General features: G+C 74.5%; 21 protein-coding genes. 10 read left to right on the top strand and 11 right to left on the bottom strand.

Features of this window, described 5'->3' with window-relative positions:
* Positions 1-82 precede the first annotated feature (82 nt).
* A complete protein-coding gene (locus tag ADY01_RS15535; protein WP_049572632.1) occupies positions 83-2,089 on the top strand; it encodes a glycoside hydrolase family 31 protein in 2,007 nt (668 codons plus the stop codon).
* Positions 2,090-2,111: 22 nt separating this feature from the next.
* Here ADY01_RS15535 and meaB read toward each other — a convergent pair whose 3' ends face one another.
* From meaB to ligD, 5 genes are all read right to left on the bottom strand, one after another.
* Positions 2,112-3,104: a methylmalonyl Co-A mutase-associated GTPase MeaB gene (gene meaB / locus ADY01_RS15530; RefSeq protein ID WP_049572629.1), complete on the bottom strand. Its 993-nt coding sequence runs from the start codon at positions 3,102-3,104 to the stop codon at positions 2,112-2,114.
* Between the two features lie 2 nt (positions 3,105-3,106).
* The gene (scpA, locus tag ADY01_RS15525; RefSeq protein ID WP_049572627.1) at positions 3,107-5,320 is read right to left on the bottom strand and encodes a methylmalonyl-CoA mutase; all 2,214 of its coding nucleotides are present in this window, start codon (positions 5,318-5,320) and stop codon (positions 3,107-3,109) included.
* A complete protein-coding gene (locus ADY01_RS15520; protein WP_049572624.1) occupies positions 5,320-7,218 on the bottom strand; it encodes a methylmalonyl-CoA mutase subunit beta in 1,899 nt (632 codons plus the stop codon). The genes scpA and ADY01_RS15520 overlap by 1 nt, the downstream gene beginning before the upstream one ends.
* A 112-nt stretch (positions 7,219-7,330) precedes the next feature.
* A complete protein-coding gene (locus ADY01_RS15515; RefSeq protein ID WP_049572623.1) occupies positions 7,331-7,993 on the bottom strand; it encodes a nucleoside/nucleotide kinase family protein in 663 nt (220 codons plus the stop codon).
* A 29-nt stretch (positions 7,994-8,022) separates the two neighbouring features.
* Positions 8,023-9,048, bottom strand: coding sequence for a non-homologous end-joining DNA ligase (gene ligD, locus ADY01_RS15510; protein WP_107081740.1), 1,026 nt, complete (start codon positions 9,046-9,048; stop codon positions 8,023-8,025).
* 244 nt (positions 9,049-9,292) lie between these two features.
* Between ligD and ADY01_RS15505 the strand changes: the two genes are divergently transcribed.
* Positions 9,293-9,802 carry an ATP-binding protein gene (locus ADY01_RS15505; RefSeq protein WP_078900330.1) on the top strand — a complete coding sequence of 170 codons (510 nt, stop codon included), beginning with the start codon at positions 9,293-9,295 and terminating at the stop codon, positions 9,800-9,802.
* A 12-nt stretch (positions 9,803-9,814) separates the two neighbouring features.
* Positions 9,815-10,267 (top strand): hypothetical protein, encoded by a 453-nt coding sequence (locus ADY01_RS39125; protein ID WP_049572616.1) that lies wholly within the window; start codon positions 9,815-9,817, stop codon positions 10,265-10,267.
* Between the two features lie 77 nt (positions 10,268-10,344).
* Here the strand turns inward: ADY01_RS39125 and ADY01_RS15495 are convergent, their stop codons facing one another.
* The 4 genes from ADY01_RS15495 to ADY01_RS15480 form a co-directional block, all read right to left on the bottom strand.
* Positions 10,345-11,460 (bottom strand): glycoside hydrolase family 99 protein, encoded by a 1,116-nt coding sequence (locus ADY01_RS15495; protein ID WP_078900329.1) that lies wholly within the window; start codon positions 11,458-11,460, stop codon positions 10,345-10,347.
* A 294-nt stretch (positions 11,461-11,754) separates the two neighbouring features.
* On the bottom strand, positions 11,755-11,997 hold the full coding sequence (locus ADY01_RS15490) for a hypothetical protein (protein WP_049572614.1): 243 nt from the start codon (positions 11,995-11,997) through the stop codon (positions 11,755-11,757).
* A gap of 76 nt (positions 11,998-12,073) precedes the next feature.
* Positions 12,074-12,991 (bottom strand): S1 family peptidase, encoded by a 918-nt coding sequence (locus ADY01_RS15485; RefSeq protein ID WP_049572611.1) that lies wholly within the window; start codon positions 12,989-12,991, stop codon positions 12,074-12,076.
* Positions 12,992-13,101: 110 nt separating this feature from the next.
* The gene (locus ADY01_RS15480; protein ID WP_049572608.1) at positions 13,102-13,698 is read right to left on the bottom strand and encodes a helix-turn-helix domain-containing protein; all 597 of its coding nucleotides are present in this window, start codon (positions 13,696-13,698) and stop codon (positions 13,102-13,104) included.
* A 67-nt stretch (positions 13,699-13,765) separates the two neighbouring features.
* Between ADY01_RS15480 and ADY01_RS15475 the strand changes: the two genes are divergently transcribed.
* The 6 genes from ADY01_RS15475 to ADY01_RS15450 all read left to right on the top strand — a co-directional run bounded on the left by ADY01_RS15475 (position 13,766) and on the right by ADY01_RS15450 (position 18,362).
* Positions 13,766-14,539, top strand: a complete 774-nt coding sequence (locus ADY01_RS15475) for an AzlC family ABC transporter permease (RefSeq protein ID WP_049572606.1) — start codon at positions 13,766-13,768, stop codon at positions 14,537-14,539.
* Positions 14,539-14,847, top strand: coding sequence for an AzlD domain-containing protein (locus ADY01_RS15470; protein WP_049572603.1), 309 nt, complete (start codon positions 14,539-14,541; stop codon positions 14,845-14,847). Before ADY01_RS15475 ends, ADY01_RS15470 begins: the two co-directional genes overlap by 1 nt.
* 94 nt (positions 14,848-14,941) lie before the next feature.
* A complete protein-coding gene (locus ADY01_RS15465; RefSeq protein WP_049572601.1) occupies positions 14,942-15,349 on the top strand; it encodes a cold-shock protein in 408 nt (135 codons plus the stop codon).
* A 144-nt stretch (positions 15,350-15,493) separates the two neighbouring features.
* Positions 15,494-16,561: a glycoside hydrolase family 5 protein gene (locus tag ADY01_RS15460; protein WP_049572599.1), complete on the top strand. Its 1,068-nt coding sequence runs from the start codon at positions 15,494-15,496 to the stop codon at positions 16,559-16,561.
* 242 nt (positions 16,562-16,803) lie between these two features.
* Entirely contained in the window at positions 16,804-17,562 is a 759-nt protein-coding gene (locus ADY01_RS15455) for a hypothetical protein (RefSeq protein WP_049572597.1), read from the top strand.
* 71 nt (positions 17,563-17,633) lie between these two features.
* Entirely contained in the window at positions 17,634-18,362 is a 729-nt protein-coding gene (locus tag ADY01_RS15450) for a class I SAM-dependent methyltransferase (RefSeq protein WP_049572595.1), read from the top strand.
* A gap of 33 nt (positions 18,363-18,395) precedes the next feature.
* Here the strand turns inward: ADY01_RS15450 and ADY01_RS15445 are convergent, their stop codons facing one another.
* Positions 18,396-18,920 (bottom strand): hypothetical protein, encoded by a 525-nt coding sequence (locus ADY01_RS15445; protein ID WP_049572593.1) that lies wholly within the window; start codon positions 18,918-18,920, stop codon positions 18,396-18,398.
* Between the two features lie 135 nt (positions 18,921-19,055).
* On the bottom strand, positions 19,056-20,522 hold the full coding sequence (locus ADY01_RS15440) for an aminotransferase class I/II-fold pyridoxal phosphate-dependent enzyme (protein WP_049572638.1): 1,467 nt from the start codon (positions 20,520-20,522) through the stop codon (positions 19,056-19,058).
* A gap of 187 nt (positions 20,523-20,709) precedes the next feature.
* Between ADY01_RS15440 and ADY01_RS15435 the strand changes: the two genes are divergently transcribed.
* Positions 20,710-21,470: substrate-binding domain-containing protein (locus ADY01_RS15435; RefSeq protein ID WP_234320247.1), on the top strand; the 761-nt coding region annotated here is incomplete at its 3' end.

The following is a 21,470-nucleotide window of genomic DNA, read 5'->3' as shown; positions in this document are numbered from 1 at the left end:
GCCCGCGCCGCCGCCCGCGCCGTTTCCGCGGGCGGCGGGCGGGTACTCGCCGCACCTGTCTGTCGTGTGTTGGGAGGTGGCGGTGGCGGTGGAGACGGATGCCTACGCGGCCGTGGAGCCGGACCCGGACGGGGAGCACCTGCGGGTCACCCTGGACTCGGGCCGCACCCTGCGGATGACGTGCACCGTGCCCGTGGAGGGCGTGCTGCGGCTGCGGCAGGAGGGTCCGCGTGCCACTCCGGACGACGGCTCGCCCGTGATGACCGCCGTGGCGCCGCGCCCGGCCCGGATCACCGCGACCGACGGCGGCGTCGAGATCACCGGGCCCGGCGTGCACGCGGTCTGGCGCGGCGGCCAGGGTCTGTCCTTCGGCGCCTACGAGCGGTTCGCCGACCCGGCCGCCGACACCGTCCCGTTCTCCGCCGGGTACCGGCCGCCCTCGCCGGGACATCCGGCGGGACAGTGGGTGGAGACGATCCACCTGGCGCCCGACGCGGCCGTCTACGGCGGCGGCGAGAGCTACCAGGGCATCAACCTGCGCGGCAGGCACCGCAGGCTGCGCAACACCGAGGAGACCAGGGCCGCGGGCCGCGACTCCGCCTACCTCAACGTCCCGCTGCTGTGGTCGGACGCCGGCTGGGGCCTGTTCGCCCACACCGGGGGAGCGGTCATGGCGGACCTGGGCGCCACCCACTCCGAGGCCGCCATGATCGAGATCGGCGCCGAGACCCTGGACCTCTTCCTGCTCTCCGGGGACGCCCCGGAGATCCTGCACCGCTACCAGGCCCTCACCGGCCAGCCGCGCGACCTGCCCGAGTGGGCCTTCGGCGTCTGGATGAGCCGCTGCTCCTACTACACCGCCGACGAGGTGGTGCGGACCGTGGACGAACTGCGCGACGCGGGCTGCCCGGTGGACGTGGTGCACGTCGACGAGTGGCTGGAGGAGTCCGTGCTGAGCGAGGCCTCCTGGTCCACCGGCGCCGACCGGCGGCGCTTCCCCGCGGGCTGGACCGCGCCGCTGCGCGAGCGCGGCGTGCGCACCAGCCTGTGGATCAACCCCTATGTCACCCGCTCCAGCCCCCTCGCCCGCGAGCTGGCCGACCGCGGCTTCCTCGTCACCGACGGCGAGGGAGAGCCGGTGGCCACCGCCGACAACCCCCGGACCTGGGTGATCGACTTCACCAACCGCGGCGCCCGCGCCTGGTGGATCGACCGGGTGACCCGCACCCTCCACGAGGAGGGGAACGCGGCGTTCCTCGCCGACTTCGGCGAGGAGATCCCCGAGAACGCCGTCTTCGCCGACGGCACCCTCGGCTACGAGCGGCGCAACAGCTACGGCCTCATCTACCAGGACGCGGTCAACGAGAGCGGCCTCGCCGCCCGGGAGGGCGACTTCCTGTCCGTCTCCCGTTCCGGCACCGCCGGTTCGCAGCGCGACCCCGCGCACTGGGCCGGGGACATGCCCTCCACCTGGGGCGGCATGGTCTCCACCCTGCGCGCCGTCATGTCGATGGCGCTGTCGGGCGTCGGCGTCGTCACCTATGACGCGGGCGGGTACTGGACTCCCGAGTCCTACCGGGCGGCGCTCGCCCAGCGCGAGACCAGGGAGCCGGGCGTGCTCCCCACCGACGTGGAGCCGGAGCTGTACGGCCGGTGGGCGCAGTGGGCCGCGTTCTCGCCGATCATGCGCTTCCACGGAACGGGCCGCCGCGAGCCCACCGCCTATCCGGAACCGGCCCGCGGCGCGGCCATCGCCGCCTGCCGGCTGCGGCACCTGATGCGCCGCTACATCGCGTCGGTGGCGACCGGCGGCCTGCCGCTGATGCGGCCGATGCCGCTGGCCTACCCCGGCGACCGCGCCGCCAGGGACGCCGACCTCCAGTACCTCTTCGGGCCCGACGTGCTGGTGGCCCCCGTCCTGGAACCGGGCGGGTGCCGTCGGCTCTACGTACCCGAGGGGGTGTGGGAGCCGCTGCTCTGCGCCGCGCCCATCGAGGGTCCCGGCTGGCGTGAGATCCGCTGCGCGCCGGAGGAGTTCCCCGCCTATGTGCGCGCGGAACGGGGCCGCGCCGCGGTTCTGGACGACTGACCGGCCCGGCGGGCGACCCGGCTCAGTCCCGCGGGCCCCGGAACGCCTCCAGCAGGTGCCGGGCCGCCAGGGTCGCCGTCAGATCGCCGCGCCGGACCCGCTCCTCCACCACGGGTGCCGCCGCCCGCACCCCCGGGTGGCGCTCCAGGTCCGACAGCAGGTGGTCGCGCACCATCGACCAGACCCACTCCACCTGCTGCCGGCGCCGCTTGGCCTCCAGACGCCCCGAGGCGGCCAGCGTCGAGCGGTGCCGCTCCAGCCGTTCCCACACCGTGTCGAGCCCGGCCTGCTCCACCGCGCTGCACGTCAGCACCGGCACCGTCCAGCCCTCCTCGGCCGGGTGCATCATCCGCAGCGCCCCGGCCAGCTCCCGCGCCGCCGCCCTGGCGTCGCGCAGGTGGGGGCCGTCCGTCTTGTTCACGGCGATGACGTCGGCCAGTTCGAGCACGCCCTTCTTGATGCCCTGGAGCTGGTCGCCGGTCCGCGCCAGGCTCAGCAGCAGGAACGAGTCCACCATCCCCGCCACCGCCGTCTCCGACTGGCCGACGCCCACGGTCTCCACCAGCACCACGTCGTAGCCCGCGGCCTCCATCACGACCATGCTCTCGCGCGTGGCCCGCGCCACCCCGCCCAGCGTTCCCGCGCTGGGGGAGGGGCGGACGAACGCCGCCGGGTCCACGGCCAGGCGCTCCATCCGGGTCTTGTCGCCCAGGATGGAGCCGCCGGTCCGCGTGGAGGAGGGGTCCACGGCGAGCACCGCCACCCGGTGGCCGAGCCCGGTGAGCATCGACCCGAACGCGTCGATGAACGTGGACTTGCCCACCCCCGGCACCCCGCTGACGCCCACCCGGCGCGCCTGCCCCGCGTGCGGGAGCAGGTCGAGCAGGAGGCGCTGCGCGAGCTCCTGGTGGTCGGCCCTGGTGGACTCCACCAGCGTGATCGCGCGGGCGATATGGGCCCGCGAGCCCTCCAGCACGCCCTTGGCGTAGGCGTCGATGTCGATCGCGCGCGGCACCCTCACTCCACCCGAAGCTCGTGCCCCAGGGCGGAGGCCACGGTGGTCAGCAGGTCGAACGCGGCGTCCGGGATGACCGTTCCCGGCGGGAACACCGCCGCGGCCCCCGCCTCGTGCAGCGCCTGCACGTCGCCCGGCGGGATGACCCCGCCCACCACGATGGTGATGTCCTCGCGCCCCGCCGCGGCCAGCTCCTTCCGCAGCGCGGGAACCAGCGTCAGGTGCCCCGCGGCCAGCGAGGAGACGCCCACGACGTGCACATCCGCCTCGACGGCCTGCCGCGCCACCTCGCCCGGGGTCTGGAACAGCGGGCCGACGTCCACGTCGAATCCCAGGTCGGCGAAGGCCGAGGCGATCACCTTCTGGCCCCGGTCGTGGCCGTCCTGCCCCATCTTGGCCACCAGGATCCGCGGGCGCCGCCCCTCGGCCTCCCCGAACGCGTCCACCAGGCGCCGGGTGCGGTCCACCCCCGGCGCGCTCTTCGCCTCGTCGCGGTACACCCCGGAGATGGTACGGATCTGCGCCGAGTGCCGCCCGAACACCTTCTCCAGCGCGTCCGAGATCTCGCCCACCGTCGCCTTGGCGCGCGCCGCGGCGACCGCCAGGGTCAGCAGGTTCCCGTCCAGGTCCGCCCGCCGCGTCCCGTCCTCGGCCGCGGCGGCCGTCAGCGCGCCGAGCGCCGCCCGGCACGCCTCGTCGTCCCGCTCCTCGCGCAGCCGCCGCAGCTTCTCGATCTGCTGGACGCGGACCGCGGAGTTGTCGACCGCGCGCACCTCGATCTGCTCGTCGGCGTCCACGCGGTGCACGTTCACGCCCACCACCGGCTGGCGCCCGGAGTCGATGCGCGCCTGGGTCCTGGCCGCCGCCTCCTCCACGCGCAGCTTGGGCAGGCCCGCGTCGATGGCCTTGGCCATGCCGCCGGCCTCCTCGACCTCCTGGATGTGCTGCCAGGCCCGCCGCGCCAGGTCGTGCGTGAGCCGCTCCACGTAGGCGCTGCCGCCCCACGGGTCGATCACCCGGCAGGTGCCCGACTCCTGCTGGATCAGGATCTGCGTGTTGCGGGCGATGCGCGCCGAGAAGTCCGTCGGCAGCGCCAGCGCCTCGTCCAGCGCGTTGGTGTGGAGCGACTGCGTGTGGCCCTGGGTGGCGGCCATCGCCTCCACGCAGGTCCTCGTCACGTTGTTGAAGACGTCCTGCGCCGTCAGCGACCAGCCGGAGGTCTGCGAATGGGTCCGCAGCGACAGGGACTTGGGGTTCCCCGGCTCGAACCCCGACACCAGCTTCGCCCACAGCAGCCGCGCGGCCCGCAGCTTGGCGACCTCCATGAAGAAGTTCATCCCGATCGCCCAGAAGAACGACAGCCGGGGCGCGAACGCGTCCACGCCGAGCCCCGCGTCGAGCCCCGCGCGCAGGTACTCCACGCCGTCGGCCAGCGTGTACGCCAGTTCGAGGTCGGCCGTCGCCCCGGCCTCCTGGATGTGGTACCCGGAGATGGAGATCGAGTTGTACCGCGGCATCCGCTGCGAGGTGAACGCGAAGATGTCGGAGATGATCCGCATCGACGGCTGCGGCGGGTAGATATAGGTGTTGCGGACCATGAACTCCTTGAGGATGTCGTTCTGGATGGTCCCCGCCAGCTTTTCCGGGGGCACCCCCTGCTCCTCGGCCGCCACGATGTAGAGCGCCAGCACGGGCAGCACCGCGCCGTTCATCGTCATCGACACCGACATCCGGTCCAGCGGGATCCCGTCGAACAGCTGCCGCATGTCGTAGATCGAGTCGATCGCGACCCCGGCCATGCCCACGTCGCCCGTCACCCGCGGGTGGTCGCTGTCGTAGCCGCGGTGCGTCGGCAGGTCGAACGCGACGGACAGGCCCTTCTGCCCCGCCGCCAGGTTCCGCCGGTAGAACGCGTTGGACTCCTCGGCCGTCGAGAACCCCGCGTACTGGCGGATGGTCCACGGCTGGTTCACGTACATCGTCGGGTAGGGGCCGCGCAGATACGGCGCCGCGCCCGGGTACGTCCCCAGGAAGTCGAGCCCCTCCAGGTCCTCGCCCGTGTACAGCGGCTTGACGGCGATGCCCTCGGGCGTCTCCCACACCAGGTCGTCGGCGCCGCGGCCCGCGGACTCCTTCACCGCCGTCCGCCACTGCTCGGCGCCGCCGCCGACGGACGCCGGTCCGAGACCGATGCCCGCGAAGTCGGGTATCTGCATCACGCCACTCCCACGTGGTCGAGAACGGAGGTGAGGACGGCGACCGCGTCGCCGCCCGCGAAGAGGAACTCGTCGACGCCCGCCCGCCGGTACGCCTCCCGCGCCTCACCCGGCCTGCCCGCCAGGAACACCAGGCTCGCGCCGCCCGCCTTCAGCGCCGCGGCCACCGCCTCCGCCTCCTCGGCGTACCGCGCGTCGCTGGAGCACAGGCACGCCACGGCGGCCCCGCTCGCCGCCAGCGCCGCCGCGGCGGAACCGGCGTCCACCGTCACCGGCTCGTGCACGGGCTCGATGCCGGCCGCGCGGAAGAGGTTCGCGGCGAACGTCGCCCGAGCCGTGTGCGCCGCCGCCGTGCCCAGCGCGGCCAGGAAGACCCTGGGCCTGGCGCCGGTCGCGGCCAGATGCGCGTCGGTGCGGGCCCGCAGCGCCTCGTACGCCTCGTCCCTGCGCACCCGCGGCAGCCCGCCGCCCGGCGGCTCGGGCGCGGGCTCGCGCACCACCGGTGCCTGGTCCGGGTCGGGGAACTCGCTGACCCCGGTGACCGGCTCGCGGCGGGTCGCCAGCCGGGCGGAGCGGCGTTCCCAGGTGCCGGCGAGCCGGTCGGCCACCAGCCCCGAGCCGAGCGCGGCGGCCTGGCCGCCGGCGCCCTCGATCTCCTGGAACCACGCCCACGCGGCCTGGCTCAGGTCGTGCGTCAGCCGCTCCACGTACCAGGAGCCGCCCGCCGGGTCGATGACCCGCGCCAGATGCGACTCCGCGATCAGGACGGCCGAGGTGTTCCGCGCCACGCGCCGGGCGAACGCGTCCGGCAGCCCCAGCTCGTGGTCGAACGGGAGCACCGTCACCGCGTCGGCGCCGCCCGTCCCGGCGGCCAGGCAGGCGACGGTGGTGCGCAGCATGTTCACCCAGGGGTCGCGCCGCGTCATCATCACCGGCGACGTCACGGCGTGCTGCCGCTGGGCCCGCGCCTGCGGGGCGACGCCACAGACCTCCGCCACCCGCGCCCACAGCCGCCGCGCCGCCCGCAGCTTGGCGATGGTGAGGAACTGGTCGGCGGTGGCCGCGTAGCGGAACTCCAGCTGCCCGCACGCCGCTTCGGCGGAGAGGCCCGCCGCCGTCAGCTCCCGCAGGTAGGCCACGCCGGTGGCCAGCGAGCAGCCGAGCTCCTGCGCCGCCGAGCCGCCCGCCTCGTGGTAGGGCAGCGCGTCCACCGTGAGCGAGGTCAGCAGCGGGTGATCCCGCTCGCAGCGCGCGGCCAGCGCGGTGGCCGCGGCCGTCCGCTCGGCCAGACCCTCCGCGTCGCCGGTGCGGGCCAGCAGCCCCAGCGGGTCGGCGCCCAGGTGCCCCAGCGCCTCGCGCGGCGCCACGCCGCGCTCGGCGAACAGCGCCAGCAGTGCCTCCGCCGCGGCCTCCGACTCGGTGCCCGCGTCCAGCACGACCGGCGCGAGGTCGAGGAGGACCCCGTCCAGCGCCCGCGCCAGCCCCGGCACCGGAACGCCCGAGGGCCCGGCGGTCAGCCACACCGAGGTCGCGCCGCCCTCCAGGTCGGCGAGCACCGCCTCGTTCGCCAGCGCCGGGTCCGGGTGGGCGTGCCGCTGCCGCACGTCCCAGCCGGAGAGGGCCGTGCCCGCCGGCCTCCCGCCCCGCAGGAACGGCGGGAAGCCGGGGAACCCCGGGTCCCGCGCGCCGTCCTCGGCGCCGTCCTCCGCCGTGTACAGGGGGCGGGTGGAAAGCCCGTCCTCCAGCCGCGTGGCCAGGGCGTCCTCGGCCGCCCGGCCCGCGAACTCGCCCCTGCCCGCCTTCCGCAGAACACCCGCGACCAGGCGCTGCCACTCCTCGCGGGTGGCCTCGGGGAATTCGGCGGCCAGCGGCAGTTCCTCATCAGTCACGACCGTCATGGGCCAAGGGTAGGCCCGGCGCCTTAACGTGTCCCAAAGAAGGCTGGTCAGGGACCGGTTCCCCGGAATCCCCGCTTCCGGGGCCCCCGGACGCGGCCCGGCCGGGGCCGGGTCACCGGAGGCCGCCGCCGCCCGGGTCCGTGGGCGGCAGCCCGATCCTCAGGTCGGCGCGCTCCCGCGAGCGTTCGACCAGGGCCGCGTTGGGGGCGTCGTTCGCGTCGATCCAGGCGCGGGAGGCGGCCTCCGTGCGGCCATGGGCGACATGCCGGGCCATCAGGCGCGCGTCCCGCACCCCGGCGGGCGCGTCCACGTACCAGAGGCCGTCCATCAGCGCCCGCGCCTCGCGCCAGCCGGGGAGGTCGCACGCGAGGTAGTTCCCCTCGGTCACGATCAGCCGCGCCTCGGGCGCGACCCGGTGCCGGGCCGCGACCGGCTCGTCCAGGTCGCGGTCGAAGTCGGGCACGTACACCTCCCGTTCGCCGCCCTCCGCCAGCCGCCGCAGCAGCGCCCCGTACCCCCACACGTCGAAGCTCGGCTCCGACCCCTTGCGGGACCGCAGGCCGAGGCGGTCCAGCTGCTCGTTGGAGAGGTGGAAGCCGTCCAGCGGCACATACGCCGCCTCCTCGCCGAGCGCGCGGCTCAACGCCCGTGCCAGCGTGGACTTTCCCGCCCCCGGCGGCCCCGCGAGGCCGAGGACGGCCCTGCGCCCGCTCCGCGTCAGCGCCCGCGCCGCCTCGATCAGTGCCGCCTCGACCGGTTCCGTGCCGTGCTCCATGTCGGAATCCTTTCCCCCGCCGCGCGTCCTCAGCCGGGCGGGGCCGGGAGGGCGATCGTCCCGGGGTCGCGGTCGGGGCGGAGGCCGCGCCAGGAGGGCTGGCGCAGGCGGCGGTCGCGGGTCCAGGCGCGGAAGGCGATGTCGCCGACGAGCCGCGGCTCGACCCACCGGGCGGTGCGGGCGTGCTCCCGGGGGACCGGCTCCGCAAACGGGCTGGTGGGGCGGGCCAGCGGGGTGAGCCGCTCCAGCAGGTCGGCGAGGGCGGCGGCGGTGAACCCGCTGCCCACATGGCCGATGTAGCGCAGGGCGCCGTCCTCGTGGTACGCGCCGAGCAGCAGGGACCCCACCGTCCCCGAGCGGCGCCCGTCGCCCGGCTGCCACCCGCCGATGACCGCCTCCTGGGTCTTGACCAGCGGCTTCTTGATCCACAGCCTGGAGCGGCGGCCGGGCTGGTAGGGGGAGTCCAGCCGCTTGGCGACCAGGCCCTCCAGCCCGTTGCGTTCGGCGACGCCCAGCAGTTCGTCCGGGCTGGCCCGGGGGCCGGTGTAGTGCGGGGGGATCGCGATCCGCTCGGCCGCGTCCGTTGCCTCGACGTCGCCCGCCAGCCCGTCCAGCACCGCGCGCCGCCGCTCGTACGGCTCGCCCAGCAACTCGTCCCGGCCGAGCAGCAGGACGTCGAAGGCGAAGAAGGTGACGGGGGTCCGTCTCACCAGGTCGGCGCCGGGGCGGTGGCGCTGGGCCCGGCTCTGGAGCAGGCCGAAGTCGGGTCGGCCCGCCTCGTTCAGCGCCACGATCTCGCCGTCGAGCACCGCGGCCCGCCCGTGCAGGGGCGGGCCCGGGGCGTCGGCGAGCTCGGGGTAGGTGGAGGTGACGTCGTTCCCGTTGCGGCTGGCGAGCCGGGTCCCGCCGTCGCGCGCGACGCGGAGGCAGCACCGGTAGCCGTCCCACTTGTACTCGTACGCCCAGGCGCCGGTGGGGAGTTCGGCGTCGGTGGCCAGTATGGGCCGCACCGCGTCGGGGACGGCTCCGGCGGCGTGGGAGGGCGTTCGCACCATGCCCCCAGTAGACGCCGCGGGCCCGCGGTCGCGGCGGACGCCGCGGACGCCGCGACGGACGGTAACCGGAACGGCCCACGGGGACCCCGATCGATCCTCCACCGCTCGCCCGTTACTCCGCCATGCGCACCCTGCAATTTCCAACTTACCCGTTGCGTCTTGAACTTGGCAGTGACATAGTGAAGTGACGCGTTTCACCTGAGTGAATGGGTGCGCGGGTTATCGGCAGACGAAAGGCGGCAGCATGGCTTCCCCTGCCACCGCGCTTCCCTCCGGATCTGTCCGGAGGCGGCCCCCCGGCGGCGGCGAGCCGGCAGGAGTGCAGGGCCGGTTCGCCGCGTCATGGGAGAGAAACGGGGGGCGTGCCGTCGAGAGATTCCGGCTGCCCGCCGGCCCGTCGTCCGTGACGGTGGCCCGCTCGCGGGCGCGCACGGTCCTCGCCGGGTGGAACGTCCCGGCCGCGACCGTGGAGAACGCCGCGCTGATCGTCTCCGAACTGGCCACGAATGTGCTGGTGCACACGGGAAGCGACGCGTTCGTGTGCGAGCTGCGCGACGGCGAGGAACGGCTGCACGTCGAGGTGACCGACCGGTACCAGGGGAACATGACACCGCGCGTCCGCGAGTCCGGGCCCGACGAGGAGAACGGCCGCGGCCTCGCGATCATCCAAGCCCTCAGCACCGCCTGGGGCGTGGCCGACACCCCCGACGGCCGTGGGCAGGCGGTCTGGGCGGTCCTGCCCCGGCACCCGTAGCCGGACGCCGTCATGGACCGACCACGCATCGACACCGGGCCACCGACGAAGCCGCCGGCCCATCCACCGCGCCTCTACCTGCCGGGCACCGCGCCGGGCGGGGGACTGGGCGACGCGGTGGGGGTCTCCGAGGCGCACGGCCGCAGGATCATGACCAGTCTGCCGCGCGCGGGCGCGGTGTTCGCCGCGGGGCGGCGCTGGTGGTGGGTGGTGCCCTGCGAGTCACAGATCGGCCTGACCTGGCCCTCGACCGCGCGGTACTGGGCGGGCGCCTGCCGTCCGGGACCGGCGCGCAAGGATCGGACGGCCTGCCTCTCGCGGTCCGCGCCGCGCCTGATCCACTGGCCCGACGACGACGCGGCGCCCTACACCCACCCGCTGCTGCTGTATATCGCCGTCTGCCGTCTGGCGGGCGTGACACCCGCGCTGTCCTCGCCCGCGGGCCAGGGCTGCGACCTCCTCTGAGCGGACATCCCCGGCGGTCCGGACGGGTGGTGGGCACCGGCGCCGGTGCCCACCACCCGCCTGGTCCGCCGTCGTCATCAGCCGGCGGCGCGGCCGGTGGCGGCCGTGAACTGCCGGACCCAGTGGGCGGTCCGGTCCAGATAGGCCGTCTCCGAGGCGGCGCCGGTCGTGCCGTAGGCGCCTTCGAACGTCAGATAGCCGTGGCCCTCCGGTGGGTTGGAGGACGCGGGCTCGATCGTGGAGCCCTCGTGCCACTCGTTGAACGACGTGATCGACACCCAGTCGGGCGGGCCGCCGTTCTCCGGGGCGAGGGCGCCGGACCACTGCGCGTCGTACGTCGCGCCGTCGGCGTGGTCGAGCGTGGGGGTCGTGTTCCCGGGGACCGCCCGGTCGTCGATGTAGGACGGGCTGATCGAGGGCGCCCAGACGCGGCCGTTGGCGCGGCACCAGTCGGCGATGCCCCGCCAGCCGGTCATGTCGCCGAAGTTGGTGTAGTTGTACATGCCGCCGAAGTAGGTGGCCTTGGAGGTGTCGGTGGTCTGCGTGAGGACGATGTTGTCCGTGTTGACCGCCGCGAGGGGCGACCAGTCGGTGATCGCCAGGCTGTTGAAGACGTAGAACGCGGGCCGGTCGCCGTGGTGGGGGTCGCGGTAGAACGCCGCGTGCGAGCCGTAGGCGGCGTTGATGTACTGGATGTCGGCCACGGTCGAGGCGGCGGTGCGCCCGCCGTACGGCTCCAGGTGGAACGCGACCCGCACGCCGTGGTCCGCGGCGGCGTCGAGCAGCAGCGGCACCCGCTGGTCCTCGTAACCCCCCTGCCCCCACCAGGTGGTGGCCACCACGCCGACGCCCGCCTGCCGGACCCAGGCCATGTGCTGGTCGACCACGGCGCTGTCGCCGGAGTCGTAAGGGCCGAGCGCCGGGTAGAAGTTGGCGCCGACGGCGAGCGGCGGCTCGAAGCCGCCCTGCTGCCAGTGGCGCCAACTCCCGTTCACGGACGGGCTGCCGTACCACGGGTAGTAGAAGAAGTGCACATCGGTGGAGGCGGGGGGCGGCTGTGCCGCGCTCGCCGGCCGGGCCGACTGGAGCGCTGACCAGCCGATTCCCGCCGTGGCGGTGGCCGCGGCGCCGAGGGCGAGCAGGCGGCGCCTGCCGATCTCCGCGGCGTGCCGCGGGGAGGACTGCGGTGTCACGAGGTCACGTCCTTACGGGGGCAAGGGGCGGTGGGGGTCTCACCCGAGCGCCCAGAGACTACGAGCAGCGCCCCACTTCGTGAAGAGCCCGCGCGCAAAAAAACGACAGCCCACCGCAAAAAACTTATCTGCCGATCAGCGACAGAAGCGCCGCCGGCGGCCCGGCAGCCCCGGACGCGCGGCGGCCCGGCGGCGCGGCTGTGTTGCGGCCCGGCGGCCTCCGGGCGCGCGGCGGCGCGCGCGCATGGCGGCCCGGGCACCGGCGGCTGCGCCGGCGGGTTCGGAACGGCGGGGTCAGGGCAGGTCGGCGTAGCCCTCGGGACCGGGGGTGCGGCCCTCCGGCGGGTACTCGCAGTCCAGGGCCTGGACCTCGCGGTCGCTGTCCTCCGAGTCGATGACGACGGCCGCCGTGCAGACCCGGCCGTGCTCGTCCGTGAAGGTGGCGATCTCGGTCCGGTCGGACCTGCTGCAGGCGGTCAGGAGCAGGACCCCCGCCACCGCCGGAACCGCTGCTCCCAGGATCGCGCGTGCGCGCATGTGTACCCCCCATGGTCGGCGCTGGCCGGATGCTAGACCCGGCCGCGCCGACCCCGCCAGGGTGCGCGCGAAGCGTTCAGGTAAGCGTCACTCCATAGGCGTTCAGGATTTCCAGGATGGGCTGGAAGTAGGTCGTGCCGCCGGTGGAGCAGTTCCCCGAGCCGCCGGAGACGATGCCGACCGCGTAGCCGCTCATGGTGAACACGGGCGCCCCGCTGGAGCCGGGCTCGGTGCACGCGGTGAGCCTGCCGAGACCGTGGACGATGTCGGCACCGCCGTAGTTGATCGTGAGGTTGAGCGCGGTGACCCCGCCGGAGGTGCAGCCGGTGGGCGCGGCCACCCAGAGGGTCTCGCCGATGGTCGGGTTCCGCGCGCCGATGATGTCGATGACCTGGCCGTTGCAGATGACCGTGCCGGGGCGCGACAGGGAGCTCACGTACCGGATGAGCCCGTAGTCGTTGCCGGGGAAGCTGCTGGCCGCGGTGGGACCGATCAGCGCGGTCCCCGCGGAGTCGGCGTACCAGGTGGGGAACGCGGAGGTGCAGTGCCCCGCGGTGATCAGGACGTCCTGGCCGCCGGCCGTCCCGTTGAAGCCCGCGGCGCAGCGCCCGGCGGTGGAGTAGATCGGCTCGCCGCCCTGGAGGAACGTCCGCAGCTCGCCCGGCGTGCGGGTGATCGTGAGGGCCGGGGAGAGATCGCCCGCGCCACGCCGGACCCTGCCGATCTCGGCCGCCGACACGGTCTCGTCGGCCAGGACCCTGACGGTGCCCGTGGCGGGGTCGACGCCCCAGGCGGTGCCGGCGACATCGGCCGCGAGCACGGCCCGCTCCGCCCTGGCCAGCTCGGCCGATGTGAAGGCGGACGGCGCCTGGACGGCCTGGGCGGCGCCGGGGATCGCCATGGCCGCGAGGGCGAGCAGGCACGAGGCGGCGGCGATCAGCCGCCCCCACCGTGCCGTGGGTCTGCCGGAGTTGCTGGTCTGCTGTGGGTTCACGGTCTCCTCCAGCCCTAAGGGAGACATGCTCCTGACAAAAGTGGATCCGAGTCTGCCGAGGGGCGAGGGCCTTGCCAAGCCCGCCTTTCGGCCACCCCCCGCGACAGGCCCTAGGTGTGCTCCATGACGATCACCGCCGTGGTGTCGGGCGCCAGCGCCTCGAAGACGTGGGGCGCGTCCCCGGGGTAGGCGACATAGTCGCCGGGGCCGAGCTCGACGGGCTCCTCCGACGGGCCCGCCAGCGCGCGTCCGGTGCCGAGCACCACGTGCTCGGTGGTGCCGGGCAGGTGCGGCTCCGAGGTGCGCGCCTCCCCGGGCCGCGCGTCTATGCGGTAGATGTCCCGCCTGGCGTGCGGCGGGCAGGACGCGAGCAGCGCGGCGGCGTAGTCCGCGCGCTCCGAGCGGGTCACCGGGCCCTCCCCGCGCCGGACCACCCGCACCTGCGCCCGGGGCGGGTCGACCAGCCTGCTGAACGGGACGGCGAGCGCCGCGCTCAGCGCCCACAGCGTCTCCACGCTCGGATTCCCCGTGCCCGACTCCAGCTGGGACAGGGTGGACTTGGCGATGCCCGCCCGCCGTGCCAGCTCGGTGAGGGAGAGCCCCGCGCCCTCCCGCTCCCGCCGGATCGAGGCCGCGATCAACGTGATCAGGCCGCCAGCCGGCCGCCCCGTGGCCCCGGGGCCCGCGTCCGCCGCGTCGTTTCCCATGTGTTCGCTCCAGACGTCTCTGTGTTCGGTTTGACGAACGGCCCCTGCACGGTCCACTATAACGGACATGCGTTCGTTCTGCCGAACACTTGATCGTGGCGTCCTGCGTGACATCGCGCTGGTCTGCCTCGCCGATGCCGTCGTCGGCGCCTCCTTCGGCGCCATAGCCGTCTCGGGCGGCCTGCCGCTCTGGGTGCCGGTCGTCATGTCCCTGCTGGTCTTCGCCGGGGCCGCGCAGTTCGCGGCGATCGGCGTGGTGCTCTCCGGGGGCGGCGCCGTCGCCGCCGTGGCCGCCGCCCTGGTGCTCAACGCACGGCTGCTCCCCTTCGGGTTCGCCGTCGCGGACGTCTTCGACGGCCGCGGGCGCGAACGGCTGCTCGGCGCCCACCTGATGACGGACGAGTCCGTCGCGTTCGCCCTGCGCCGGCGCGAGGCGCGCAGCCGCCGCGCTGCCTACTGGGTCAGCGGCCTCGGCATCTTCGTCAGCTGGAACGCGGCGGTGGTCCTCGGCGCGCTGGCCGGGGGCGGCATCGAGGACACCGGGGCGCTCGGCCTCGACGCCGCCTTCCCCGTGGTGCTGCTCGCCCTGGTGCTGCCCGCGCTCGCCGACCGCGCCACCCGCCACGCGGCCCTGCTCGGCGCCGCCGCGGCCGTCGCCGTCACCCCGTTCCTGCCCGCCGGGCTGCCCGCGATCTGCGCGCTCGCCGGCCTCGTGACCCTCATACGGAGGGCGGGGGGAGCTGGGCCGGGGCCCACCGGTTCCGGGCCTGACTCCCGGCCCGCCCCGGCCGGGAGTCCCGCGACCGGCCCGGCGCGCGATCCTCTGCCGGGAGCCCCCTGATGCCCCTGTCCGCCATCCTGGTGCTCGCGCTGGGTACCTACGCGTTCCGCCTCGCGGGTCCGGCCCTGCGGGACCGGCTGACCCTGGACGACCGTGCCCACCGGCTGGTCGCGGTGGCCGCCGCCGTCCTGCTGGTCGGGCTGGTCGCCACCTCCTCGCTCACCGAGGACGGGGGCTTCGCCGGCTGGGCCAGGCCCGCCGGGGTGCTGGTCGGGGGAGTGCTCGCGCTGCGCCGGGTCCCGTTCCCGCTGATCGTCGTGGCCGCCGCCGGGACCACCGCCTGCCTGCGCCTGCTGGGGGTGGGGTGACCCGGTGACCGCGCCGGGGCTGGTGACATGATGGTCGCGCCGGCGAGGTAGTCCGGCGCATGGGGTACAGACAGTGGCTGGGATTGGACGTGTGATGGTTACCGGAAAGGTAGTGCGGTTCGACGAGCTCCGCGGATACGGGTTCGTCGCGCCCGACACGGGTGGCGAGGATGTCTTCATCCATGTGAACGACCTGGAGTTCGACAAACGTCTCCTCGGCCCCGGGATGCTGGTGAGGTTCGACGTCGAGGAGGGGGACCGGGGGCTCAAGGCGAGCAACGTGCGGCTCCAGGAGGGTGGCGACCGGCAGGCGGGCCCGCCCCGCGGCTCCTCCGGCTCTCCGCAGGACGAGCTCTGTGACGTGCTCTCCGTCCGGGAGTTCGTCGAGGAGATCACCGAGGCCCTGCTGCACGCCGCGCCCTCCGCCACCTCCGAGCAGATCCTGGCGATCCGTCAGCGGCTCATCCAGGTCGCCCACTCGCACGGCTGGGTCGACTCCTGACCGGCCGGTCAAGAGGTCCGTACCAATTCACTGGTATGGACCTCTTGACCGCCCCCCGGGGCGCCCATACCGTCACAGCGATCCCCGCTCCATCACCCCACCCCAGGGGATGACATGCCCCTGGCGATTTTGGAGAGGACGGCTATGGCGACACCCGATTCCCCGCGCCCCTCGCGCCGTTACCGCGCCCTGCTCGCGGCGGCGGGACTGCTGGCCGTGTGCGTGGCCACCGCCCCCGCGTCCGCGGCGCCCGCGGCCACCCCCGCGCCCGCCCCGGCCTCCGCGGCGCCCGAGGCCGTCACGCCCTTCCAGCAGTACGGCGCCCTGGAGGTCTGCGGCACCTCGCTCTGCGGCGAGAACGGGCAGCCCGTTCAGCTGCGCGGCATGAGCACGCACGGCACCCAGTGGTTCGAGCACTGCGTGACCCCCGCCTCCCTCGACGTCCTGGCCAATGACTGGGGCGCCGACGTGCTCCGCGTCTCCACCTACGTCCAGGAGGACGGGTACGAGACCGACCCGGCGTACTTCACCGACCTGGCCAGCCGGATCATCGACGAGGCGACCGCCCGCGGCCTGTACGTGATCGTGGACTGGCACATGCTGGATCCGGGCGACCCGAACGCCAACATGTCGCTGGCCAAGCAGTTCTTCGCCGACATCACCGAGCGGCACGGCCACCAGGACAACCTGCTCTACGAGATCGCCAACGAGCCGAGCGGCGTCTCCTGGCCCACCATCAGGGACTACGCGGAGCAGATGGTCCCCGCCGTGCGCCTGGGAGACCCCGACGCCGTGGTGCTCGTCGGCACCCGCGGCTGGTCCTCGCTCGGCATCTCGGAGGGTTCCGACGAGTCCGAGGTCGTCTCCGACCCGGTCACCGAGGACAACATCATGTACACCTTCCACTTCTACGCGGCCTCCCACCAGGACGAGTACCTGGACGCGCTCGACCGGGCCTCGGACCAGATCCCCATGTTCGTCACCGAGTTCGGCACCCAGGAGTACACGGGTGACGGCCCGGACGACTTCGGCCAGGCCCAGCAGTACCTCGACCTGATGGAGCGGAAGAACATCAGCTGGACCAACTGGAACTACTCGGACGACTTCCGCTCGGGCGCCGTCTTCGAGACCGGCACCTGCTCCTCGGGGAACTGGGCCGACCCCAACGCCCTCAAGGACGCGGGCGCCTGGATCCGCGACCGGATCTCCTGAGGCGACACGGCCCGGCCCGCCCGGCGCATCGACACGTGACGCGCCGGGCGGGCGCCGGGAGGACGGCCTCCAACCGCGGGCCGGGGGCGGCTATTGTGGCCCCGAGGCGCAGCGCACAGGGGGGCACGGGTGGTCGACCGTTCCGGTGGGGCCCGCCCGCGGTGCCCCCAACTCCCGTGGCCGGCCCGGTCGGTTCCCCAACTCCCCGAGGACGCCGCCGCCGTTGAAGGGGCGGGCCCCCGGTGAACCCGCGCCTCCTCGACCGCGCCCTGGCCACCGCGGCCGCCCGCGCCGCCGCGCCCGGCGGCCTCCGCTTCACCGAGCGGCAGCTCTACTACGAGCTGTGCCGCGTCCTGGTGCCGCTCCATCTCCTCCCGCGGCGGCTCCCGTTCACCCTGGCCGCGCCGCTGCGCTACGAGCGGTTCGCCGCCGCGCTCGGCCGCCGGGAGGCGCCCCCGGGGCTGCTCACGCGCCCGCCGCGCAGGCGCCCCCGCCCGATGGACCAGGTGGCCGGGCCGGTCCTCGGCGACGAGGGCCCGCCCCGGCTGCTCGTCTGCCAGGATCCGTCCATCGCCCGCATGCTGATCGCCAACGGCTGGCACCGGGAGGCCGCCTGCACCGTTCTCGCGGCCGACGACCTGCCCCTCGACCCCTGGCTGGCCACCGCGCTCGGCGGCGCCCCGGACGCCACCGTCCACGTGCTGCACGACGCCAGCGCCGCCGGGACCGCGCTGCCGGGCCGCATCAGGGCCCAACTCGGCGCGGAGGGACCGCGGGTGGCGCCCCTCGGCCTGACTCCCCGCCACGCCGCCGCCCTCCACCTCGTGCGCGGCCGGGCGCCGGGACCCGTGCTGCCCGCCCCCGACCTCGACCAGCGCGAGCTGCGCTGGCTCGCCGGAGGCCGGTTCGCCGAGGTGGCCGCCGTCAACCCGGGCCGCCTGCTGCGGACCCTCCACCGCCTGCTGGGCGACACCTCGGGCCTGGCCTGGCCGGCCCGCTGACGCGCCGCCCGGCGCCTCCGCCCGGTGCTCGGCCGCCCGCAGCCCGCCGCGGGCGGGCTACTGTGGCGGACGTGTTCACTCCGCAGGGCCCCTCCCTCCGCGAACTCGCCGTGCAGGCGCTCTCCTCCATCGAACGCGGCTACGACCTGCTCGCCCCCAAGTTCGACCTGACCCCGTTCCGGACCCCGGACCGCGTGCTGGACGCGGTCGCCGAGGCGCTGGTGCCGCTGGGCCCGTTCCCGGCCGGGCTCGACCTGTGCTGCGGGACGGGCGCGGGCGTCCACGTCCTGGCGGAGCTGTGCGAACGGCACGTCACCGGCGTGGACTTCAGCGCGGGGATGCTGACGGTGGCCCGTTCCGCCGTGCCGTCCGTCGCGGGCGGCCCCGAGGTGCGGTGGGTGCGCGCCGATGTGCGGTCGCTGCCGTTCCGCCGCTGCTTCGACCTGGTGGTCAGCTTCGGCGCGTTCGGGCACTTCCTGCCGGAGGAGCGGCCCGTGCTGTTCGCGCAGGCGCACGCGGCGCTGCGCCCCGGCGGCCTGTTCGCGTTCCCCCTCGGCGCGCCCCCGCGGGTCGGGTCGGGCGCCTACTGGGCGACGTGGGGCTTCGACGGCGCGATGCGGATCAGGAACGCGCTGTGGCGCCCGCGGTTCGTCATGTACTACCGGACGTTCCCGCTCTCCGAGGTGCGCGAGGAACTGGCGCGTGCCGGGTTCGCGGTGTCGACGCTGCCGCTGCACGCCTTCGGCAAGCGCCCCGACGGAAGCCCGCGCGCCCGCCTGGTGCTCGCCCGCCGGGAGTGAACCCCGGCGCGCGGCGGACCCCGGCGCGCTGGGCTACGCGCGGACGTAGTCGCGCAGCATCGCGTCCAGTTGGGCGAGGGTCTGCTCCTCGCCGCAGACGCCGAGGTCCGCCAGGTGACCGACGCAGGTCGCGGTGTAGTCGCCGAGCTCGACGATCAGGCCGAGGTACATCTCCCGGTCGCGGCGGAAGAGTTCCACCATCAGCTCGGCCGGCTGCCGTTCTCCCCCGTGCACCAGGAGCGAGCGCATCAGGCGGGTGATGTCGACCGGCGCGATCCGGTCGGGGCTGTGCGCCCGCATCAGGTCGAGGGAGTCGAGGATCTCCTCGGCGCTCTGCCCGCGGTGGGCGGCGAGTATCTGGGTCAGCGCGGTGGCGGATACGGCGCCGCCGAGGGCCAGCAGATGCAGGCCCTCGGCGGTCCCGTTCGCCGCGTCGGCGTGCGCGGTCGCGGTCACCAGGCGCCAGGCGGGGGAGTCCCCCCGGTCGGCCGCGGAGGCCGAGGCCGGGTCGAGGGAGGCGCGGATCAGTTCCATGATCGGTTCGTGCGAGAGGCCCATCCGCCCATGCTGCCCCGGACGCCCCGCCTCAGGCCAGCGGAGCCGGGGCGGACATCCCGCGACGCGCCCCCGGCCGACCGGGCCGCCCCGCCCCGTCCCGCTCCTCGCCGCCCGGCGCCGAGACGGGGGCCGCGTTCAGCTCCCGGCCACCACCCGCACGGTCCGTACCCCGGGGTCCGCCGCGTCCGGCACCACCATGCCCGCCTCCACGCCGCCGCGCAGGTAGCGCAGCAGCTCGGCGGTGAGGCGTTCGCCCGGGAGCGCCGCGGGTATGCCGGGCGGGTACGGCGTCAGCATCTCCGCGCTGATCCGCCCCGCCGCCTCCTCCACGTCCACCCGCTCGGCCCGGCTGAAGAAGGCGTCCCGGGGCAGCATCACCTGTTCGAGCCGCATCCCGTCCGGGTCCGGCACCTCGACCGTGGGCGCCGGGCGCAGCCACGAGGCGTGTTCCGCGACGTCGCTCAGCGCGTGCAGCAGCGTCTCCACGGTGTCCCGGTCGTCGGCGTGCGTGAGCTGCGCGCTGATCCTGCGGTGATCGGCCAGGTGCAGGTTGACGGCGTGGTGCTCGCGGATCCAGTCCGCCGCCCGGTAGCCGGTGGTGCCCAGCGCCGTGATGTCGATGATGATCTGCAACGGGTCCAGGTCCGCGGCCAGTCCGGGCCCGCAGAAGTCCTCGCGGCCGTGCGGGCGCATGCCGTCGATCGACGCGATCCGCTCCCTGGTGCGCGCCGCGAGCGCCAGCGCGCCGTCGTAGAGCGCCCGGCCGTGCTCGACCATCTGGCGCCGCCAGCCGTCGAGCACCGCGTAGATCAGCACCGAGGGGGAGGTGGTGCCGAGCAGGTCCTCGCGCGCCTTGAGCACCTCGGGCGCGATCAGGCCGCCCTGGAGGTGGAAGACCGAGCCCTGTTCGAGGCCCGAGCCCATCTTGTGCACCGAGGTCACACACACGTCGGCGCCCGCGTCCATCGCCCAGGTCGGCAGGTCCGGGTGGAACGGCAGGTGCGCGCCCCACGCCTCGTCCACGATCAGCGGCCTGTCCCTGGCGTGGCAGATCTCCGCGATCGCCGTCAGGTCCGTGCAGGTGCCGTAGGGGGTGGGCGAGGTGACCAGCGCGCCCCTGGCGTCGGGGTGCTCGGCGAGCGCCGCCTCGAACGCGGCGGGCGAGGGCGGGTGCGCGAGCCGCAGCTCGGGGTCCCACCGGGGCTCGACCCACACCGGCCGCACGCCCGAGAGGATCAGGCCCGAGACCACGGACTTGTGGGCGTCCCGGCCCACGATCAGCTTCTCGTGCGGGCCGGCCGCCGACAGCATGGCCGCCTTCACCGACAGCGAGCTGCCGCACGTCGAGAAGAACGTGTGCTCCGCGCCCACGGCGTCCGCCATCAGCTCCTGGGCGCGCGCGAGCACGCCGCCCGTCGACCTGCGGTCGTCCAGGCCGCTCACCGCCAGCAGGTCCGCGCGGAACACCTCCTCGCCGACCACGGCCCGCACCCGGGGGTCGGCCCCGCGGCCCTGCTTGTGGCCGGGCGGCGTGAAGGGCAGCTGCCCGCTCCCGTGGTAGGCCGTCAGGGCCTCCAGCACCGGCGCGCGTGAGTGGTCCAAGGGCTCCATAGGGCCCTCCTTGCCGGAGCCCGCGGGCCGAAACCGCCCCCGCGGCCCCGGGCCCACCCCGGCCGCCTCCCCGTGCTCATAAGAGCAAAAAAACCAGCATCCGTTGCCTTGGGGTCGTTTGGCTGCCTACTGTCCGTCGCCAGGACGACATGTGGAGGGTCAAATGCATAAGAAGCGTATGTTGAGCGCTTCTATCGCCATATCGGGTCTTATGGCGATGGCGGCCTGCTCCGTTTCCACCACGCCCGGCGGCTCGGACAACGACGACGACGGCGGTGGGGACGGCTCGGTGACCATCGGCTTCAGCCAGGCCACCCAGCAGTCGCCGTTCTACGTGCAGCTGAGCCGGGGCGCGGAGGACGCGGCCGAGGCGGCGGGCGCGGAGCTGTTCGTCTCCGACGCGAGCGGCGACGTGACCAAGCAGAACAACGACATCCAGGACCTCATCACGCGCGGCGTCGACGTGCTCCTGGTCAACCCCGTCGACCCGCAGGGTGTCCGCCCCGGGCTCGCCGCGGCCGAGGCCGCCGGGGTCGAGGTCGTCACCGTGGACCGCCCGGTCCCCGAGGGCGCCACCTCCCACGTCGGCCGCGACAACGAGGAGATGGGCCGCCTCGTCGGCGAGCGCGTCGCCGAGGAGCTGGGCTCCGACGGCGGCAAGGTCGTGGAGATCATGGGCGACGCCGGAGGCGCCGTGGCGCGCGACCGCAGCGCCGGGTTCCACGAGGCGGTCGAGGCCGCGGACGGCATCCAGATCGTCGAGGGCCCCTACTGCAACTACATCCGGTCCGAGGCGGTCACCGCCATGCAGGACCTCATCCAGACCAACCCCGACGTCGAGGTCGTCTACGCCCACAACGACGACATGGCCCTGGGCGCCCTCCAGGTGCTCCGCGAGAACGGCCGCGACGACGTCATGGTCGCCGGGGTCGACGGCCT

The organism is Streptomyces sp. SBT349 (assembly GCF_001083795.1).
Lineage (GTDB): Bacteria > Actinomycetota > Actinomycetes > Streptomycetales > Streptomycetaceae > Streptomyces.
Note: the sequence above shows the minus strand (reverse complement) of the source record. Positions and strands in the feature narration are given on the sequence as shown.